The organism is Acinetobacter equi (assembly GCF_001307195.1).
Classification (GTDB): Bacteria; Pseudomonadota; Gammaproteobacteria; order Pseudomonadales; family Moraxellaceae; genus Acinetobacter; species Acinetobacter equi.
Genome location: NZ_CP012808.1, coordinates 2,666,785 through 2,681,468, shown reverse-complemented (window position 1 = coordinate 2,681,468; position 14,684 = coordinate 2,666,785). Strand labels below are relative to the sequence as shown.

Genomic DNA, 14,684 nt, shown 5'->3' with positions numbered 1-14,684 from the left:
AACTTTGATCTGTTTATTGATATGATTCATCCTTGAATGTATACCAAAGTTTCGCTATACGAAAGGATATTTTTAATATTGCAGTATGCATTTAATTTCTGCAATATGAAGGGAGTAATAAAAGCCATTACTCAAGTTTAATGGACGAGGATTAAAAATGTTATTTAAAGATTTTTCTCAAAGTATAAATCCTTATAAATCTAAGCGTGTAAAATTATTAAAAAAACAATTACAACATGCAGAAAGTTATGAAGAATGGAAAGCTACGGCATTAAAAATTGATGAAGTATCCGGTGCATGGGAGTGGAAATATGATAATTCCTCTACGTATTTTGATGCTGCTGTCATTTCAGCACGATTAAATTTATTGAAGCGTTATCGTGTAGGAAAGCGAGATAAAGATCTTATTCATGTTCTACATGAGGGCTTAACTTACGATGTAGCTAATATTGCACATCCTATGCTTTTTGCCATGACGTGTATTGGTACAAAAAAAATTATTGAAGATTATATTGAGCAAGTCAGTGAATGCTTGGCTTATATTGCTTCAAGTGCATGTACGGGTATTTCCTTAGAAGAAAAAATACATTTTTTTGAGGCAAGTAAAGTCGCTTATGGTCAACCCGCAATTATGTTCTCTGGTGGTGCCACACTCGGCTTATTTCATACAGGAGTCTGTAAAGCATTATATGAACAAGACTTAATGCCTTCGGTACTATCAGGTTCAAGTGCTGGTGCGATTATGACAGCAATGCTAGGTGTATCTAAACCAATAGAGATTGAACATATCTTAAATGGTGAAAATTTCTTTGATGAAGCATTTAAGTTTCGTGATTGGAAAGAAATTCTGAAAGGGAATGGTGGTCTTGCAGATGTTCGTTATTTAAAACAATTTTTAAAGAAAAATTTAGGTGACCTCACTTTTAAAGAAGCATTTGAACAGTCTGGTTTATATATTAATGTTGCTGTTGCACCTTATGAAGCAACACAGAATGCACGTATTATGAATCAGTTTACATCGCCTGATGTTTTAGTTTGGAGTGCTGTTTTAGCTTCTTGTGCTGTACCTGTTTTATTTCCACCTGTGAAACTGACTAGTAAGCGTTATGACGGTAAATACACGTCTTATATGGCAGATACCAAGTGGGTAGATGGAAGTGTCCGTAGCGATTTTCCTCAAGAGAAAATGGCACGCTTATATAATTTGAGTTACACCATTGCAAGTCAGGTTAATCCACATATTGTTCCATTTATGCAGTCTGATGAAAAACGTTATAGAAAGAACGTTTTAAGCTGGCCTGAGCGTATTGCACGTCGTCAAGGTGTGGTGATATCAAAAGGCGTTATGGATTTTGCTCGTGAGCGTGCAGAAGGGCTCCCAACGATTCGTCGGTTATTAGATTATGGCTATGGCGTGATTGATCAGCATTACTATGGTGATGTGAATATTTTTGGTAATTTTAATTTACGTGAATATAGCTATATGCTCAAAAACCCAAAGCAAAATTTATTTAAAATTTTGCAAAGAGAGGGTGAGCGTGCAACATGGCCAAAAATTTCAGCTATAGAAGCACATGCGCGAGTAGGGAAAACGATTCAGCATTGCTTAGAAAATCTTTTAGTTTTACAGCATCAGGATAAGCATGCTCTTTGATGATTTAGATTTCAGTCAAATGGAACCGAGTGCTTTTAAATTAAAAACGAAAGCACAAAGTTTAGCTTATGGTCGTTATTTGTATGAATATGATGATGGTATTCATCATGTATGGATCAAAACACAGTTATTGAATCATCATTTACAGTTTGAAAGAGGATTTCAGCAAGAACTAAATTTTTATGAGCAATCGAAGAAAAATGGTTTAGAGCGAATTGTACTGGCACATGCAATCATCAATAACAAACCTAATATTCCAGAGTTAATGTTCGGTCAACAAAGTTTAGTCTTGCCACATGCTGAATCTATATTTAATACATCAGTTTTAACTTTAGATATAACGCAAGTGAGTCATCAAATATTACAAGTGCTCAATATATTGGAAAAGTTACATGAAAAAGATTGTATTCATGGAGATTTAAAACATGAACACTTTATTAAATTTGATCATGCCATCAAATTATTGGACTTTGAGCAAAGTTTTTATGTTCAAGATGAGATATCACACGTTTTAAATGCAACTCCACGTTATATGGCACCAGAATTATTTCAAGGAATGACTAAAAGTAAAGCAAGTGATATCTATGCACTAGGTATAATTTTATTGGAATGGTTATCTCAAACGAGATTACAAGCAAAAACATATCAAGAATGGGCTGTTTTACACTGTCAAAAACTAGAAATTTTATTACCTGAACAATTTTTATGCTTTAAACCCTTACTTCTTATGATGTTAAGAAAACAAAAAAATCAGCGAGTGGTTGATTTTTCTACGTTAAAATCGTGCTTAATCGTTGATGTTGTATAAGAAAAATACGAAAAAAACCATTTTGTTTTATATTTAATCAAACAAGTGTTTTTTTCATAAAAAGTGCTTGTCATAAGGGGATGATCTCTATAATATACACAGCCATCGGGGACGTGGCGAAATTGGTAGACGCACTGGATTTAGGTTCCAGCGCCGCGAGGTGTGAGAGTTCGAGTCTCTCCGTCCCCACCACTTAATTATCAAGTTAACTTGGTTATTAAGTATCGCAGAGGATTGGTGTAATGGTAGCATGTCGGTCTCCAAAACCGTTGGTCAAGGTTCGAGTCCTTGATTCTCTGCCAAATTTTTAAAATCTAACAATATGTTAGTACCCTGATGGGGACGTGGCGAAATTGGTAGACGCACTGGATTTAGGTTCCAGCGCCGCAAGGTGTGAGAGTTCGAGTCTCTCCGTCCCCACCATCAATATTAAAGCAAGGTATAATAACCTTGCTTTTTTATTGCCTGAAATTTAAGAATGAGATGAAAATAAAAAAGCCCATATCAGTATGAGCTTTAATAAAAAATAGGAAGTGTTCTCGTATTACAAATTAATTTAGAGCTTATGCTTTTAAATGATCTTCAAACTCTTCACCGAGTTGAACTGCAAGAGAGTTTCCCGCCAATTCACCAGTAACTAAGCCATATTCCTTTTTGAAGCTAAATGTAAAGCCACGATTGTCTGCTAGGTTTTTCACTGAATAACCTAATTTTTCTAACCAAATGCGAAAAGCGATTAAGTTTTTAGCTTTAACTACTTTTTTCACGAGACATACTCCTTTATTGCGACTTATTTATTTATAAGGGTGATACGTTCATTTTTAAAGTGTTAATTTAAGAAAAAGAGAATAAATTGTGTAGAGGCTACTAAATGTAAATAGAATATGAGTTTAAAATATGCACTTTTTAGGCATAATTTAATTTTAAGCCTATGAAAATAAAGAATAAAAAATATTTTTTAAAGTAAATACTTTAATTTTACAAAAATTAATAATGAAATATTTTGTTTAATTTAAATATAAAATTAAAAGTTTTAAAAATATTCAGCTAAATGAATTGGAATGCATTATATTTATTTTGAAAAAATATTGTGAAACCATGTAGTTGATGATGAAGATTGAAGACCAAGTTAAAACACAAATTTTAGAGATAGAAAAGCAACAATTAGTGCCAGTTGCGGTGCTATTGGGGCATGAGGATTGGTTGTATTTTGCAGAACAGTCGAAAGTGGCATATACGCCATTTGGTAGTGCTCGTCGTTATCAACCTGCACTTGGTGGCTTATTATTGGTTCGTGTCGATGAAATGCATCGAACTCAAGTTGTGACACAAGATGAGTTGGATGCTTATCAAAAAAGTCATCAAATACTATCATGATGGATTAAAAATTATCTTTCCATTCACGTAGTTTTTGAAAGTCATGTACATTATCTACCATAAGAAAAGGATTAGTTTTAAGTTCTAATTCAATGGTGCTTGGTAAGGTATTTTTGTTGAGTAAGCGAAGCGCTTCAATGTGCTCATAGCGCTGTTGAATTTCGATGTTCTCTGGATCTGTAGCAAGGGCAAATTTAGCATTCGATAGGGTATATTCATGTGTGCAATATACTTTTGTTGCTGGAGGGAGTGCGGCTAAACGATTTAAAGAGTGATACATTTGTTCAAAAGTACCCTCAAAGACACGGCCACAGCCCATTGCAAATAATGTATCACCACAAAATACACTTTCTATTTCATTAATAAAATAAACAATATGACCTAATGTGTGACCTGGAACAGCAATAATTTCTATTTCGAGTTGATTAAAATGAAATTTGAATTGGTGTTCTAAAGGATGAGTAATAAAAGGAATCTTATTTATTTCTTCTTTAGGCCCATAAACTGGAATATCTCGATTAAGGGTCAATTCAGGTACACCACCGATGTGGTCTTTATGCCAATGTGTAAGCCAAATTTGGCTTAGAGTAAATTGATGTTCTATACAGAATGATTCAACTAGATGTGCTTCAGTAGGGTCAATTACAATGACTTCTTGAGAGGACGTATCTTCTATGAGCCAAATATAATTTTGTAGTTGGTTTTTAACATCAATATAATGAATTTTAAAAGCCATGTGAATTTTCCATGTTATTGAACATTTATATTTAGCTTAACGTATTCTCATAATATTGCTATGTATCTCACTCAAATGAGCATAAAAAAGCACTAAAATTTTAGTGCTTTTTTATGCGAAATTTTAATTTAGAAGAAATTAGTATTCCCAGAACATGCGTTGAATTTCAGCAGGATCTTTTGTTTTAGTTAAAGCTAAAGCAGCAAGGAGTTTGGCTTTTTGTGGATTTAAATCATGTGCAACAACCCAGCCGTATTTATCATCTGGTTGTTCTGCATTACGTAGAATAAAGCCGTGTGGTACACGTGATGAACGAATGATTTGTACACCATCATTTTGTAGTTTAGTTAGTGTAGGTACGATGTATTTTGCAACTGAACCATTTCCTGTACCAGCATGAATAATCGCTTTTGCACCTGCTTTTGCATAGGCTTCATAGGCATCTGGAACCATGTTACCAGAGCCATAAACAATTTGAACTAAAGGTAAACTATCACCTTTAATCTCTTCAATATTAAATTCTGATGCAGCATTAAAGCGTTTTGCAACATTACGGAACCAATATGGTTTTCCTTCAACCATCATTCCTAATGCACCCCATTGGCTTACAAACGCATTGGTGTGAATGTTAATGGTCTTAGATACGTCACGTGCAGCAAAAATGCTATCGTTCATAAGAACCATCACGCCTTTACCTTTTGCGCTATCTGAAGCAGCAAGTGCTACTGCACTATAAAGGTTAAGTGGACCATCAGCCGATAATGCTGAAGGTGGACGCATTGAACCAACAAGAACAATTGGTTTATTTGATTTTACGACAAGGCTTAAGAAGAAAGCTGTTTCTTCTAAAGTATCTGTACCATGAGTAATCACAACACCATTTATATCAGGCTTTTTTAATAAGTCATTTATTTGTCGTGCAATGCTAATGAGTTCTTTATCTGTAATGCTTTCAGAAGCAATTTGTAGGGCTTGTACGCCTGTAACATTTGCTAGATTTTGAATTTGTGGAACCGCATTTAATAGGTCGTCGACAGGGACTTTTGCTGCTGTATAGGTTGCACTATTCGTTGAATTTGCACCTGCTCCAGCAATCGTACCGCCAGTGGCTACGACAACAACATTGTTTTTTGCAAATGTAGATAGGGGAAGAAGTAAACCGATACTAAGTGCTAAAATTGAAAGTGATTTTTTCATCATTATTCCTTGTTAAATAACTTATTCCAAATAGGTGTGATGCTGATGCATATGTATTACATTTAAAAATTAAAACGTATTTATTTTCAGTTTTAAGTCATCACACCGTATTGAATTTACCCTATTTTATTAAACTGATAAAATATAATTTATGTAAGAAAATGCTTATAATTTCTTGGGTGATTTTTATTTATTGATGTATTTACAGTATAAAAATAATCATAAGATAGTGAAAAGTATTATTAAAAATTCAAAATTCCTTAAGATTAAATGGGAATACTAAGCTGCCCACTCATGATTAGAATGGCGTGTCCACTGATATAAACACGTTGTCCATCATCACTTAGCTCACAATAAAGTTGTCCTTTGCGCGTACTACCTTGTTGCGCTATTAACAATGGTTTATGAATTTTTTGCTTCCAAAATGGAAAAATTGGGATGGCTGAAGGTTAATCAAAACTTCGCGATTGATAAATTTCCTGCCGATTATATTTTTATGGATGAAGCTAAAAATAGATTACTGATTAAAAAGCCGAATCATTTGGAAAAGCCAATAGAAGATCGGGAGGTGGTATTTATTGGAAATTATGGAATATATGAACTAGATAAATTATAAATTTGATTTAATTTTAAGTATAAAAAGGCACTAATAAAAGTGCCTTTTTATATATTCACTGAATTGAATATGATTAACGAATTTTAGCCAAGAAACGACTTAAACGAGTCATTGCCTCACGTAATTCATTTTCGGCAGGTAAGAATACAACGCGGAAATGATCAGGAGTAGGCCAGTTAAAACCTGTACCTTGTACCAATAGTACTTTTTCTGCTTTGAGGAAGTCTAACATCAATTTTTCATCATCTTGAATATTGTAGACATTTGGATCTAAGCGAGGGAAGCAGTACATTGCACCTTCAGGTTTTACACAAGAAACACCTGGAATTTCATTCAGCATTTCCCATGCAATATTACGTTGTTCGTATAAGCGACCACCTGGGCGAATTAAATCATTAATAGATTGATAGCCACCCAATGCTGTTTGAATTGCATATTGTGCTTGATGGTTTGCACATAAACGCATAGATGCGAGCATGTCTAAACCTTCAATATAATCTGCTGCACGTGATTTATTGCCTGTAATTGCCATCCAACCTGAACGGTAACCTGCAATACGATATGCTTTAGATAGACCATTAAATGAGATACATAATTGATCACCAGCTAAAGCGGCAACAGCAACATGTTCAATACCGTCATAGATAATTTTGTCGTAGATTTCGTCAGCAAATAAAATAAGATCATGTTTTTTTGCAAGCGCTACAATTTGTTCTAAAACATGACGTGGATAAACAGAACCTGTTGGGTTGTTTGGATTGATAATCACAATACCACGGGTATTTGATGTGATTTTACTTTCCATATCTGCAATGTCTGGATACCAACTATTTTCTTCATCACATTTATAGTGAATGGCTGTACCACCAGATAAGTTTACAGCAGCTGTCCATAATGGGTAATCAGGCATAGGAATAAGCATTTCATCGCCATCATCAAGTAGGCCTTGCATAGCCATAACAATGAGTTCTGATACACCATTACCAATATACACATCATTGACGTGCATATTTAAAATACCTTTTTGTTGGTAGTACTGACAAATAGCTTTACGAGCAGGGAAAATACCTTTTGAATCGGTATAGCCAATCGCATTAGGAAGATTTAGTGCAATATCATTAATAATTTCTTGTGGCGCTTCAAAGCCGAAAGGAGCTGGATTGCCAATATTAAGTTTAATAATTTTATGACCGGCTTCTTCCATTTCATTGGCCGCTCGTAACACAGGTCCGCGAATGTCGTAGCATACATGCTCGAGTTTTGAAGATTTTTTAATTTCGCGTGAAGAGGTGTTACCTGTAACGGACATGATTCCATCCAATAAAAAGTAAGTTATAAATTATAGATTACTGAAATATCACAATCTATGTTGAAATTTAGCTAGATATTTTTTAAGTACTAGCGTAAATATGGAAGAGTATAGAAGCATGACATTGAATGTAAAAGATTTAAAGGAGTTAGTCATGGGAAAACTCAATAAAACAGACAGAGAATGGCAAAGAGAGTTATCACCAGAAGAATTTCGTATTACTCGTCAAAAGGGAACTGAGCCAGCTTTTACAGGTAAATATTGGAATACAAAACAAGAGGGTACGTACTATTGTCGCTGTTGTGGAGCAGAGTTATTTGGCTCTGAAACGAAATATGACAGTGGTTGTGGGTGGCCAAGTTTTTATAAACCAAAAAATAATTCTGCGATAGAAGAGCATCGAGATTTGTCACATGGTATGGTTAGAACAGAAATTGTTTGTCACCAATGTGATGCACATTTAGGTCATGTATTTCCAGATGGCCCTGAGCCAACGGGCTTACGTTACTGTGTAAATTCGGCTTCACTAGATCTTAAGACAGACGAAAAAAGTGATGAGGAAACTTATCCATGAGCAATATTTATCAATTTGAAGCTGAGTTGCTAGACGGAACAGAAAAATCACTAAAAGACTACGAAGGTAAAGTTTTACTGATTGTAAATACGGCTAGTAAATGTGGTTTTACCCCGCAATTTTCAGGTCTTGAAAAGTTGTATGAAAAATATAAAGATCAAGGCTTTGAAGTTTTAGGCTTTCCATGTAACCAATTTGGTGGACAAGATCCAGGTTCTGATGAAGAAATTGGCGCATTTTGTCAGAAAAATTATGGTGTCACTTTTACAATGTTTTCTAAAGTGAATGTAAAAGGTCCTGAAGCACATACTATTTTTAGATATTTAACAAATAATAGTAAAGGTGTATTAGGAAATGGCATTAAGTGGAACTTTACTAAATTCTTAATTGGTAAAAATGGGTTGGTTGTAAATCGCTATGCACCAACAACGAAGCCAGAAGCTTTAGAAGCAGATATTGAAGCAGCATTAAAATAGAAAAAATTAAAGTTCTACAAAAAAAGAGATGTGATTTCACATCTCTTTTTCTTTTATGATTAAAACTCAGTGATCTTAAACCAAATTATATTCTTTGAGTAGTGAACCAATTTGAGTGTCATCTAACTTATTAAGTAATAAGTTTCGAATAAATTTAGGGCCAGGAATATCAAGTTCTTTACCGTCTCTTAAGCGGCCTGTTGCTGCAAGCAAACAACGAATGTCATAAGTTGAGTTAAAGACTTCAGGAATGCCACGCTCAATATCGAGTAGAGTATATACGGCTTCCATAGGTGTGCGAACTGAATATTCTGTTGTGAAAATACAATCTCGTTGTGTTGATTCAGCAAATTGACCAATGAATGCAAAATTTTTCGATCCAGCAGGTACAACATCAGGACGATCGCCAGCTTGGCGAGGCATAAAGAATGAAGTGACATAAGGCATCATCACAGGTACTGTTTTTGCACCAGTACGCGCAAGTTCTGGAATATCTTCTACAGGTACGCCCATGTGATATAACCATTCTTGTGTGATTTCTTCACCTGTACAGTCTTGCATTGGTTTTTTAATAAAATCGCCATTTTTTTCAACAAATAAAGAATAAACCCAAACTACAATTTGATCTTTAGGTTGATTTTTAAAATGAGGTTGACGATTAACTGTCCAGCTAAGTAACCAAGAAGAATCCTTTGCAGTAACAATTCCTCCTGTAACAACCTTGCCGCTAAATGGATCGCGTTTTGCAATTTTTTGAATATATTCAGGAATACGATGATCTAAAGTTGTAACTGTTGCAGACTCCCATTTTGTTTCAGCAATATTTGAACAAAATTTTTCAGGATGACCAAAGGAATCATGTTTTTGTGCAATTTTTTTCCATAGATCCCAAGCGGGAGCAGCACCATATTTAATTTGGGCAGGCGTTTGATGGTCACCGCAATCTGAGTTTTCGGTAAGTGAGCCATTGGTAATAAACAACAGATCATTTTCACTGAGTTTAACACCACCTTGTTTTCCATTCTGTGTCCAATGAATATGGCTTGCCTGCAAATGCTCTGATGAAATATTAAAATCAACATCCTCAACCGTAGTGTCATATTGAAATTTAACACCGTGACTTTTTAGCCAACTTACAAGCGGTAAAACTAAAGATTCATACTGATTATATTTGGTAAATTTTAATGTTGATAGATCAGGTAATCCACCAATATGATGAATAAAGCGATGCAAATAGAGTTTCATTTCTAGTGCAGAATGCCATTCTTCAAATGCAAACATTGTTCGCCAATACATCCAAAAATTACTATCAAAAAACTCTTGACTAAAAACTTCATTAATACGTTTATTTTCCATTTCTTCACGTGTTGAAAGGAAAATATGAATAATTTCTTTTTGTGCTTTTTCGCTTAATGTAAATAAACCATTGGTTTGTGCATCTTGACCTTGCTTAACCGTTGCACGTTGTAATGAATAGTTTGGATCATCTTTATTTAACCAATAAAATTCATCTAATACACTAGCATCTTTAATTTCTAAAGAAGGGATAGAGCGGAATAAATCCCAAAGGCATTCAAAGTGGTTTTCCATTTCACGACCACCCCGAATAATAAAACCTTTTTCAGGCTCTTTAATTCCATCTAAAGCACCACCAGGAATAGATTGTTCTTCTAAAATAGTAATTTTGTGACCTGACATTTGGCCATCTCGAATCAAGAAAGCAGCACCAGCAAGAGAGGCCAATCCTGAGCCAACAAACCAAGCCGATTTTTGATCGACATTTTTAGGTTTACGTGGACGAGCAAATGCTTCGTAATTTCCGTTGGTATAGTACATTTATAAAATTATCCATTTCACATGATGATTATCTATTCATAGCAACTTCTAATTGAATGCATAGTGTGTGCATGTAATGTTAAGTAAACTTATGTTTTTATGGTGATTTGATTCAAGTTTAATATTTTTTTTGTGATTTATTTTTTATACATTTATTGAGTGAACTTTATGTGAAAATAAAAACACCCGTATTGAATACAGGTGTTTTTATGAATATTTATAGAATTGATTTAAGTCGTTGAATCACTTGTTCACATTGTTCAATATCTGCTACAAGCGCCATACGCACATGATTTTCACCCGGATTACCTTGTTTAGTATCACGAGATAAATAACGTCCAGGAAGTACTTTAATATGTGCTTTTTCCATGAGCATTTTGGCAAATGCTTCATCATTGTCTACTTTTAACCAATAATAAAAACCAGCATCTGGTTTTTGTAATGGTAATAAGTGACCTAATTCATTTTGGAATAATTCAAATTTTGCACGATAAAGTTTACGATTTTCTTCAACGTGAGTTTCATCATCCCATGCAGAAATTGATGCAATTTGATGTTGAACAGGCATTGCAGCACCATGATAAGTACGATATTGCAAATATGGTTTAAGCAATGCCGCATCCCCAGCAACAAAGCCAGAACGCATACCAGGTAAATTTGAACGCTTAGAAAGTGAATGGAATACAACGCAATTTTTATAATCATCACGTCCGATTTCAGCACATACTTCAAGTAAGCCTGTAGGTGCTTCATCAAACCATAATTCTGAATAGCACTCATCTGATGCAATAACAAAGTTATATTTATCTGAAAGAGCAATTAATTGTTTGAATTGTTCTTTAGACAATACAGCACCAGTAGGATTGCCTGGTGTACAAACAAATAAAAGAGCGGTCTTTTCCCAAACTTCAGCAGGTACAGCATCGAAGTCGCCTAAATAGCCATTTTCTTCAGTACAATTGATGAAATATGGTTGTGCACCTGCAAGTAATGTAGCACCTTCATAAATTTGATAAAATGGATTCGGCATTACTACATAAGGTGAATCTTCACGTTTAATCAAAGCTTGCACAAAAGAAAAAATAGCTTCACGAGTACCTGATACAGGTAATACATTTGTTTCGGCACTGATTTGATTAAGCTTAAAGCGACGAGTTAACCAATTTGCAATACTTTCACGTAATTCGGGAAGACCTTTACTATTTGGATAAGTTGAAAGGTGATTAAAGTTATCAATAATTGCTTGTTTCACAAACTCTGGAGCAGGATGCTTTGGTTCACCAATTGATAAAGGAATCAAAGGTAAATTTGCAGGTTGTATATCTTGAAAAAGTCGATTTAACTTTTCAAATGGATAAGGGTGCAATAAAGACAAACTAGAGTTCATGAAAAATAAATACCGAGTAAGTAAAGTTAATGTTGGCCACAGACTTGATTTGAAGCTTCGTCTAGTGCGGATTTTAAGCGTGTTGCAAAAAGATCTGCTTCATCTGCGGTCATAGGTGAACCATCTTTTTTAGTGACGTAGAAAACATCTTCTGCACGCTCACCTAATGTGGCAATTTTTGCAGAATGGATATCAAGACCTTGCATCATAAATAACCCGCCAACTTTCGCAAGTAAGCCAGGATGATCAAGGGTTGCAATTTCAACCATATTTTGATTTAGAGCTTCATTTAATGTGATATCGACTGTATTTTCAATATCAAAATGGCGTAATTGACGTGGAATGCGGCGTTGCATTAAACCAGGATATTTATCTGATTGACTTAATGCTTTAATTAAAGATTGAATCACAATATCTTCACGTTCAGGATCTGTGAGTAATGTTCCAAAACGATCAAGCACTACGTAGGTATCTAAGCTAAATGCCTTTTCCGCAGTAATAATACGCGCATCTTGAACATCTAGATTCATACGATCAAGGATAGCTACTGTGGTAGCGAATAAATTAGGCTTATCTTGTGTGTAAATAAAGATTTGTACTGCATCTTGAGCATATTTACGATGTGCACGCATTAAAACAAGGGGTGCAGGATTATCGCCGTGTTGTAAAATAGCACGAGTATGCCAAGCAATTTCATCTGCTGATTCTTTAAGGAAATATTCATCGCCTAATTCTTGCCAAACTTTTTCAACATCATCCAGTGAGAAGTCGTTGACGAGCTTTTCACTTGCTGTAAATTTGGCATCTTCAATGAGCATTTGATAATCGACAGGGCGGCCCAAACCTGAACGAATAACATCACGTGCATGTGTATAAAGCTGGCGCATAAGTGATGCTCGCCATGTATTCCAAAGTGTTGGATTTGTGGCATTAATATCAGCAACTGTTAGGGTATAGAGATAATCTAAGTGCTCCATATCGCCCATTTTTTCTGCAAATTCTTTAACAACATCAGGATCAGAAATATCTTTTTTCTGAGCGGTTACAGACATTTGTAAATGATTTTTTACCAGCCATGCAACGAGATTACATTCTCGCTCTGTAAAGCCATGTAATCGGCAGAATTCAATGGCATCACTTGCACCAAGCTCACTGTGGTCACCACCGCGACCTTTGGCGATATCATGGAAAATTGCAGCTAAATATACAATATCTCGACGCCCCATACGTTGGAAAACAGAGCTAACCACAGGGAAGTCTTTTGCAAACTCAGGTTCTTTAAAACGATTAAGATTGCGTAGAAGTAAAAGGGTATGTGCATCTACTGTATAAATATGAAATAAATCATATTGCATAAGTCCCATAATCTGCCCAAAAGCAGGAATATAGTTTCCTAAAACGCCATAGCGCTTCATTGCAATGAGCGTTTCATATAAACGGTGAGGTGAGCGGATAATTGCCATAAATAGTGCTTGATGCACTGGATTATCTCTAAAAGTCTGATCAATTCTTTTTGCTGCAAGTGTTAATAATCTTAATGTTCGAGCACGAATTCCCTCAACTTCAGGACGATTTGCTAATAAATAGAAAATCTCAAAGATAGCACTTGGATTTTCTGCAAAGACTTTATGATGTTGAACCGCGAGCTTACCATCAACTAATTTGAAATTATCATTAATTTCTTCAATTCGACGTTCATAACTCGGTAAGCGAGGTGTAATGACTGACTCATTAAAATAAGACAATAACATTTCATTTAGCGTTGAGACTTGCTGTGCAGTTCGATAATAACGCTTCATGAATTGCTCAATTGGGTAATTAAGAGATTGACCTTCCTCTCGTGTGTAGCCAAAAGTTAATGCAATATCACGTTGATAATCAAATAATAATCGGTTTTCATCTCGTTTTGTTAAGCGATGTAGATGATGGCGAATTTCCCATAAAAAGCTTTCAGCTTCTTCAAGTACACCAAGTTCAAACTCTGAAATAAAGCCAAGATGAACCAAGTCATAAATACGGTTAACACGAAAATGTCGTTTGGCAATCCATCCAATTTGATTAATATCTCGGATACCACCAGGTGCATTTTTAATATCAGGCTCTAAATTACTTTCTGTATTATTATGTTGAGCATAACGCTTTGTTTGCTCTTCCATTTTTGCATCAAAAAATGTTTTATCTGTCCATGTTTGAGAAACAATTTTTCGAGGCCATTTTGCTAATAATTCATTACCTGTGATGAAGCGTGCTTCAATTAAGCTTGTTGCTACTGTTAAATCTTTGGTTGCTTGAGTAATACAGTCTTGAATAGTGCGGACACTAATACCTGGTTTAAAATTTCCGACATCCCATAAGCATGAAATAAATGCTGAAATAAGCTCTTCATTTTCAGATGACATTTCTCCTTCAGAGAGAATCATGATGTCGACATCTGAATAGGGAAGCATTTCACGACGACCATAACCACCTACAGCAAAAAGTGCTAATGTGGTTTGATCGAGTCCTGCATGTTGCCAAATAAATTGAAGTGCTTCGTCAATTAAATTTGAACGTGCACGAATGACTTCTCGAATGGACAGACCTTGATCAAAATATTCTTGTAACTGATTTTCGACATCGGTACGCCACTGGTTAATGGCTTGAATATCATGGCTACTTTTTACATAGTTCAGCAAGGGAAGCGTATTGATCATGTACATCTGTCCATTATGATG

General features: G+C 35.1%; 13 protein-coding genes and 3 tRNA genes. 9 read left to right on the top strand and 7 right to left on the bottom strand.

The window, feature by feature from the left end:
* The first annotated feature begins 157 nt into the window (after positions 1 to 157).
* The 5 genes from AOY20_RS12640 to AOY20_RS12620 all read left to right on the top strand — a co-directional run bounded on the left by AOY20_RS12640 (position 158) and on the right by AOY20_RS12620 (position 2,885).
* Positions 158 to 1,654, top strand: coding sequence for a DUF3336 domain-containing protein (locus tag AOY20_RS12640; protein ID WP_054582198.1), 1,497 nt, complete (start codon positions 158 to 160; stop codon positions 1,652 to 1,654).
* The gene (locus AOY20_RS12635; RefSeq protein ID WP_054582197.1) at positions 1,644 to 2,462 is read left to right on the top strand and encodes a protein kinase domain-containing protein; all 819 of its coding nucleotides are present in this window, start codon (positions 1,644 to 1,646) and stop codon (positions 2,460 to 2,462) included. The genes AOY20_RS12640 and AOY20_RS12635 overlap by 11 nt, the downstream gene beginning before the upstream one ends.
* A 107-nt stretch (positions 2,463 to 2,569) precedes the next feature.
* Positions 2,570 to 2,654 (top strand) — tRNA-Leu (locus AOY20_RS12630).
* A gap of 36 nt (positions 2,655 to 2,690) precedes the next feature.
* Positions 2,691 to 2,764 (top strand) — tRNA-Trp (locus tag AOY20_RS12625).
* Positions 2,765 to 2,800: 36 nt separating this feature from the next.
* A tRNA-Leu gene (locus tag AOY20_RS12620) sits at positions 2,801 to 2,885 on the top strand.
* Positions 2,886 to 3,025: 140 nt separating this feature from the next.
* Here AOY20_RS12620 and AOY20_RS12615 read toward each other — a convergent pair.
* A complete protein-coding gene (locus tag AOY20_RS12615) occupies positions 3,026 to 3,229 on the bottom strand; it encodes a hypothetical protein (RefSeq protein WP_054582196.1) in 204 nt (67 codons plus the stop codon).
* A gap of 343 nt (positions 3,230 to 3,572) precedes the next feature.
* Here AOY20_RS12615 and AOY20_RS12610 point away from each other — a divergent pair, with 343 nt between their 5' ends.
* Positions 3,573 to 3,839: a hypothetical protein gene (locus tag AOY20_RS12610; RefSeq protein ID WP_054582612.1), complete on the top strand. Its 267-nt coding sequence runs from the start codon at positions 3,573 to 3,575 to the stop codon at positions 3,837 to 3,839.
* A 4-nt stretch (positions 3,840 to 3,843) separates the two neighbouring features.
* Here AOY20_RS12610 and gloB read toward each other — a convergent pair whose 3' ends face one another.
* Positions 3,844 to 4,575: a hydroxyacylglutathione hydrolase gene (gloB, locus tag AOY20_RS12605; RefSeq protein WP_054582195.1), complete on the bottom strand. Its 732-nt coding sequence runs from the start codon at positions 4,573 to 4,575 to the stop codon at positions 3,844 to 3,846.
* Between the two features lie 138 nt (positions 4,576 to 4,713).
* A complete protein-coding gene (locus AOY20_RS12600) occupies positions 4,714 to 5,772 on the bottom strand; it encodes an asparaginase (protein ID WP_081403401.1) in 1,059 nt (352 codons plus the stop codon).
* Between the two features lie 397 nt (positions 5,773 to 6,169).
* Between AOY20_RS12600 and AOY20_RS12595 the strand changes: the two genes are divergently transcribed.
* Positions 6,170 to 6,388: a hypothetical protein gene (locus tag AOY20_RS12595; protein ID WP_054582193.1), complete on the top strand. Its 219-nt coding sequence runs from the start codon at positions 6,170 to 6,172 to the stop codon at positions 6,386 to 6,388.
* Between the two features lie 73 nt (positions 6,389 to 6,461).
* Here the strand turns inward: AOY20_RS12595 and AOY20_RS12590 are convergent, their stop codons facing one another.
* Positions 6,462 to 7,697, bottom strand: a complete 1,236-nt coding sequence (locus AOY20_RS12590; protein WP_054582192.1) for a pyridoxal phosphate-dependent aminotransferase — start codon at positions 7,695 to 7,697, stop codon at positions 6,462 to 6,464.
* Positions 7,698 to 7,851: 154 nt separating this feature from the next.
* Between AOY20_RS12590 and msrB the strand changes: the two genes are divergently transcribed.
* The gene (gene msrB, locus AOY20_RS12585; RefSeq protein WP_054582191.1) at positions 7,852 to 8,271 is read left to right on the top strand and encodes a peptide-methionine (R)-S-oxide reductase MsrB; all 420 of its coding nucleotides are present in this window, start codon (positions 7,852 to 7,854) and stop codon (positions 8,269 to 8,271) included.
* Positions 8,268 to 8,747, top strand: coding sequence for a glutathione peroxidase (locus tag AOY20_RS12580; protein WP_054582190.1), 480 nt, complete (start codon positions 8,268 to 8,270; stop codon positions 8,745 to 8,747). Before msrB ends, AOY20_RS12580 begins: the two co-directional genes overlap by 4 nt.
* Positions 8,748 to 8,822: 75 nt before the next feature.
* Here AOY20_RS12580 and AOY20_RS12575 read toward each other — a convergent pair whose 3' ends face one another.
* The 3 genes from AOY20_RS12575 to glnD form a co-directional block, all read right to left on the bottom strand.
* Complete coding sequence (locus AOY20_RS12575) at positions 8,823 to 10,583, bottom strand: oleate hydratase (protein WP_054582189.1); 1,761 nt, start codon at positions 10,581 to 10,583, stop codon at positions 8,823 to 8,825.
* A gap of 217 nt (positions 10,584 to 10,800) precedes the next feature.
* On the bottom strand, positions 10,801 to 11,970 hold the full coding sequence (gene dapC, locus AOY20_RS12570) for a succinyldiaminopimelate transaminase (protein WP_054582188.1): 1,170 nt from the start codon (positions 11,968 to 11,970) through the stop codon (positions 10,801 to 10,803).
* 26 nt (positions 11,971 to 11,996) lie between these two features.
* Positions 11,997 to 14,663, bottom strand: a complete 2,667-nt coding sequence (glnD, locus tag AOY20_RS12565) for a [protein-PII] uridylyltransferase (protein ID WP_054582187.1) — start codon at positions 14,661 to 14,663, stop codon at positions 11,997 to 11,999.
* Between the last annotated feature and the right edge of the window lie 21 nt (positions 14,664 to 14,684).

What these genes read in the sequence shown, in the direction of transcription:
- AOY20_RS12640 (WP_054582198.1), top strand. Translation starts at nt 158, where the DNA reads ATGTTATTTAAAGATTTTTCTCAAAGTATAAATCCTTATAAATCTAAG.
- AOY20_RS12635 (WP_054582197.1), top strand. Translation starts at nt 1,644, where the DNA reads ATGCTCTTTGATGATTTAGATTTCAGTCAAATGGAACCGAGTGCTTTT.
- AOY20_RS12610 (WP_054582612.1), top strand. Translation starts at nt 3,573, where the DNA reads ATGAAGATTGAAGACCAAGTTAAAACACAAATTTTAGAGATAGAAAAG.
- gloB (WP_054582195.1), bottom strand. Translation starts at nt 4,575, where the DNA reads ATGGCTTTTAAAATTCATTATATTGATGTTAAAAACCAACTACAAAAT.
- AOY20_RS12600 (WP_081403401.1), bottom strand. Translation starts at nt 5,772, where the DNA reads ATGAAAAAATCACTTTCAATTTTAGCACTTAGTATCGGTTTACTTCTT.
- AOY20_RS12595 (WP_054582193.1), top strand. Translation starts at nt 6,170, where the DNA reads ATGGTTTATGAATTTTTTGCTTCCAAAATGGAAAAATTGGGATGGCTG.
- AOY20_RS12590 (WP_054582192.1), bottom strand. Translation starts at nt 7,697, where the DNA reads ATGTCCGTTACAGGTAACACCTCTTCACGCGAAATTAAAAAATCTTCA.
- msrB (WP_054582191.1), top strand. Translation starts at nt 7,852, where the DNA reads ATGGGAAAACTCAATAAAACAGACAGAGAATGGCAAAGAGAGTTATCA.
- AOY20_RS12580 (WP_054582190.1), top strand. Translation starts at nt 8,268, where the DNA reads ATGAGCAATATTTATCAATTTGAAGCTGAGTTGCTAGACGGAACAGAA.
- AOY20_RS12575 (WP_054582189.1), bottom strand. Translation starts at nt 10,583, where the DNA reads ATGTACTATACCAACGGAAATTACGAAGCATTTGCTCGTCCACGTAAA.
- dapC (WP_054582188.1), bottom strand. Translation starts at nt 11,970, where the DNA reads ATGAACTCTAGTTTGTCTTTATTGCACCCTTATCCATTTGAAAAGTTA.
- glnD (WP_054582187.1), bottom strand. Translation starts at nt 14,663, where the DNA reads ATGATCAATACGCTTCCCTTGCTGAACTATGTAAAAAGTAGCCATGAT.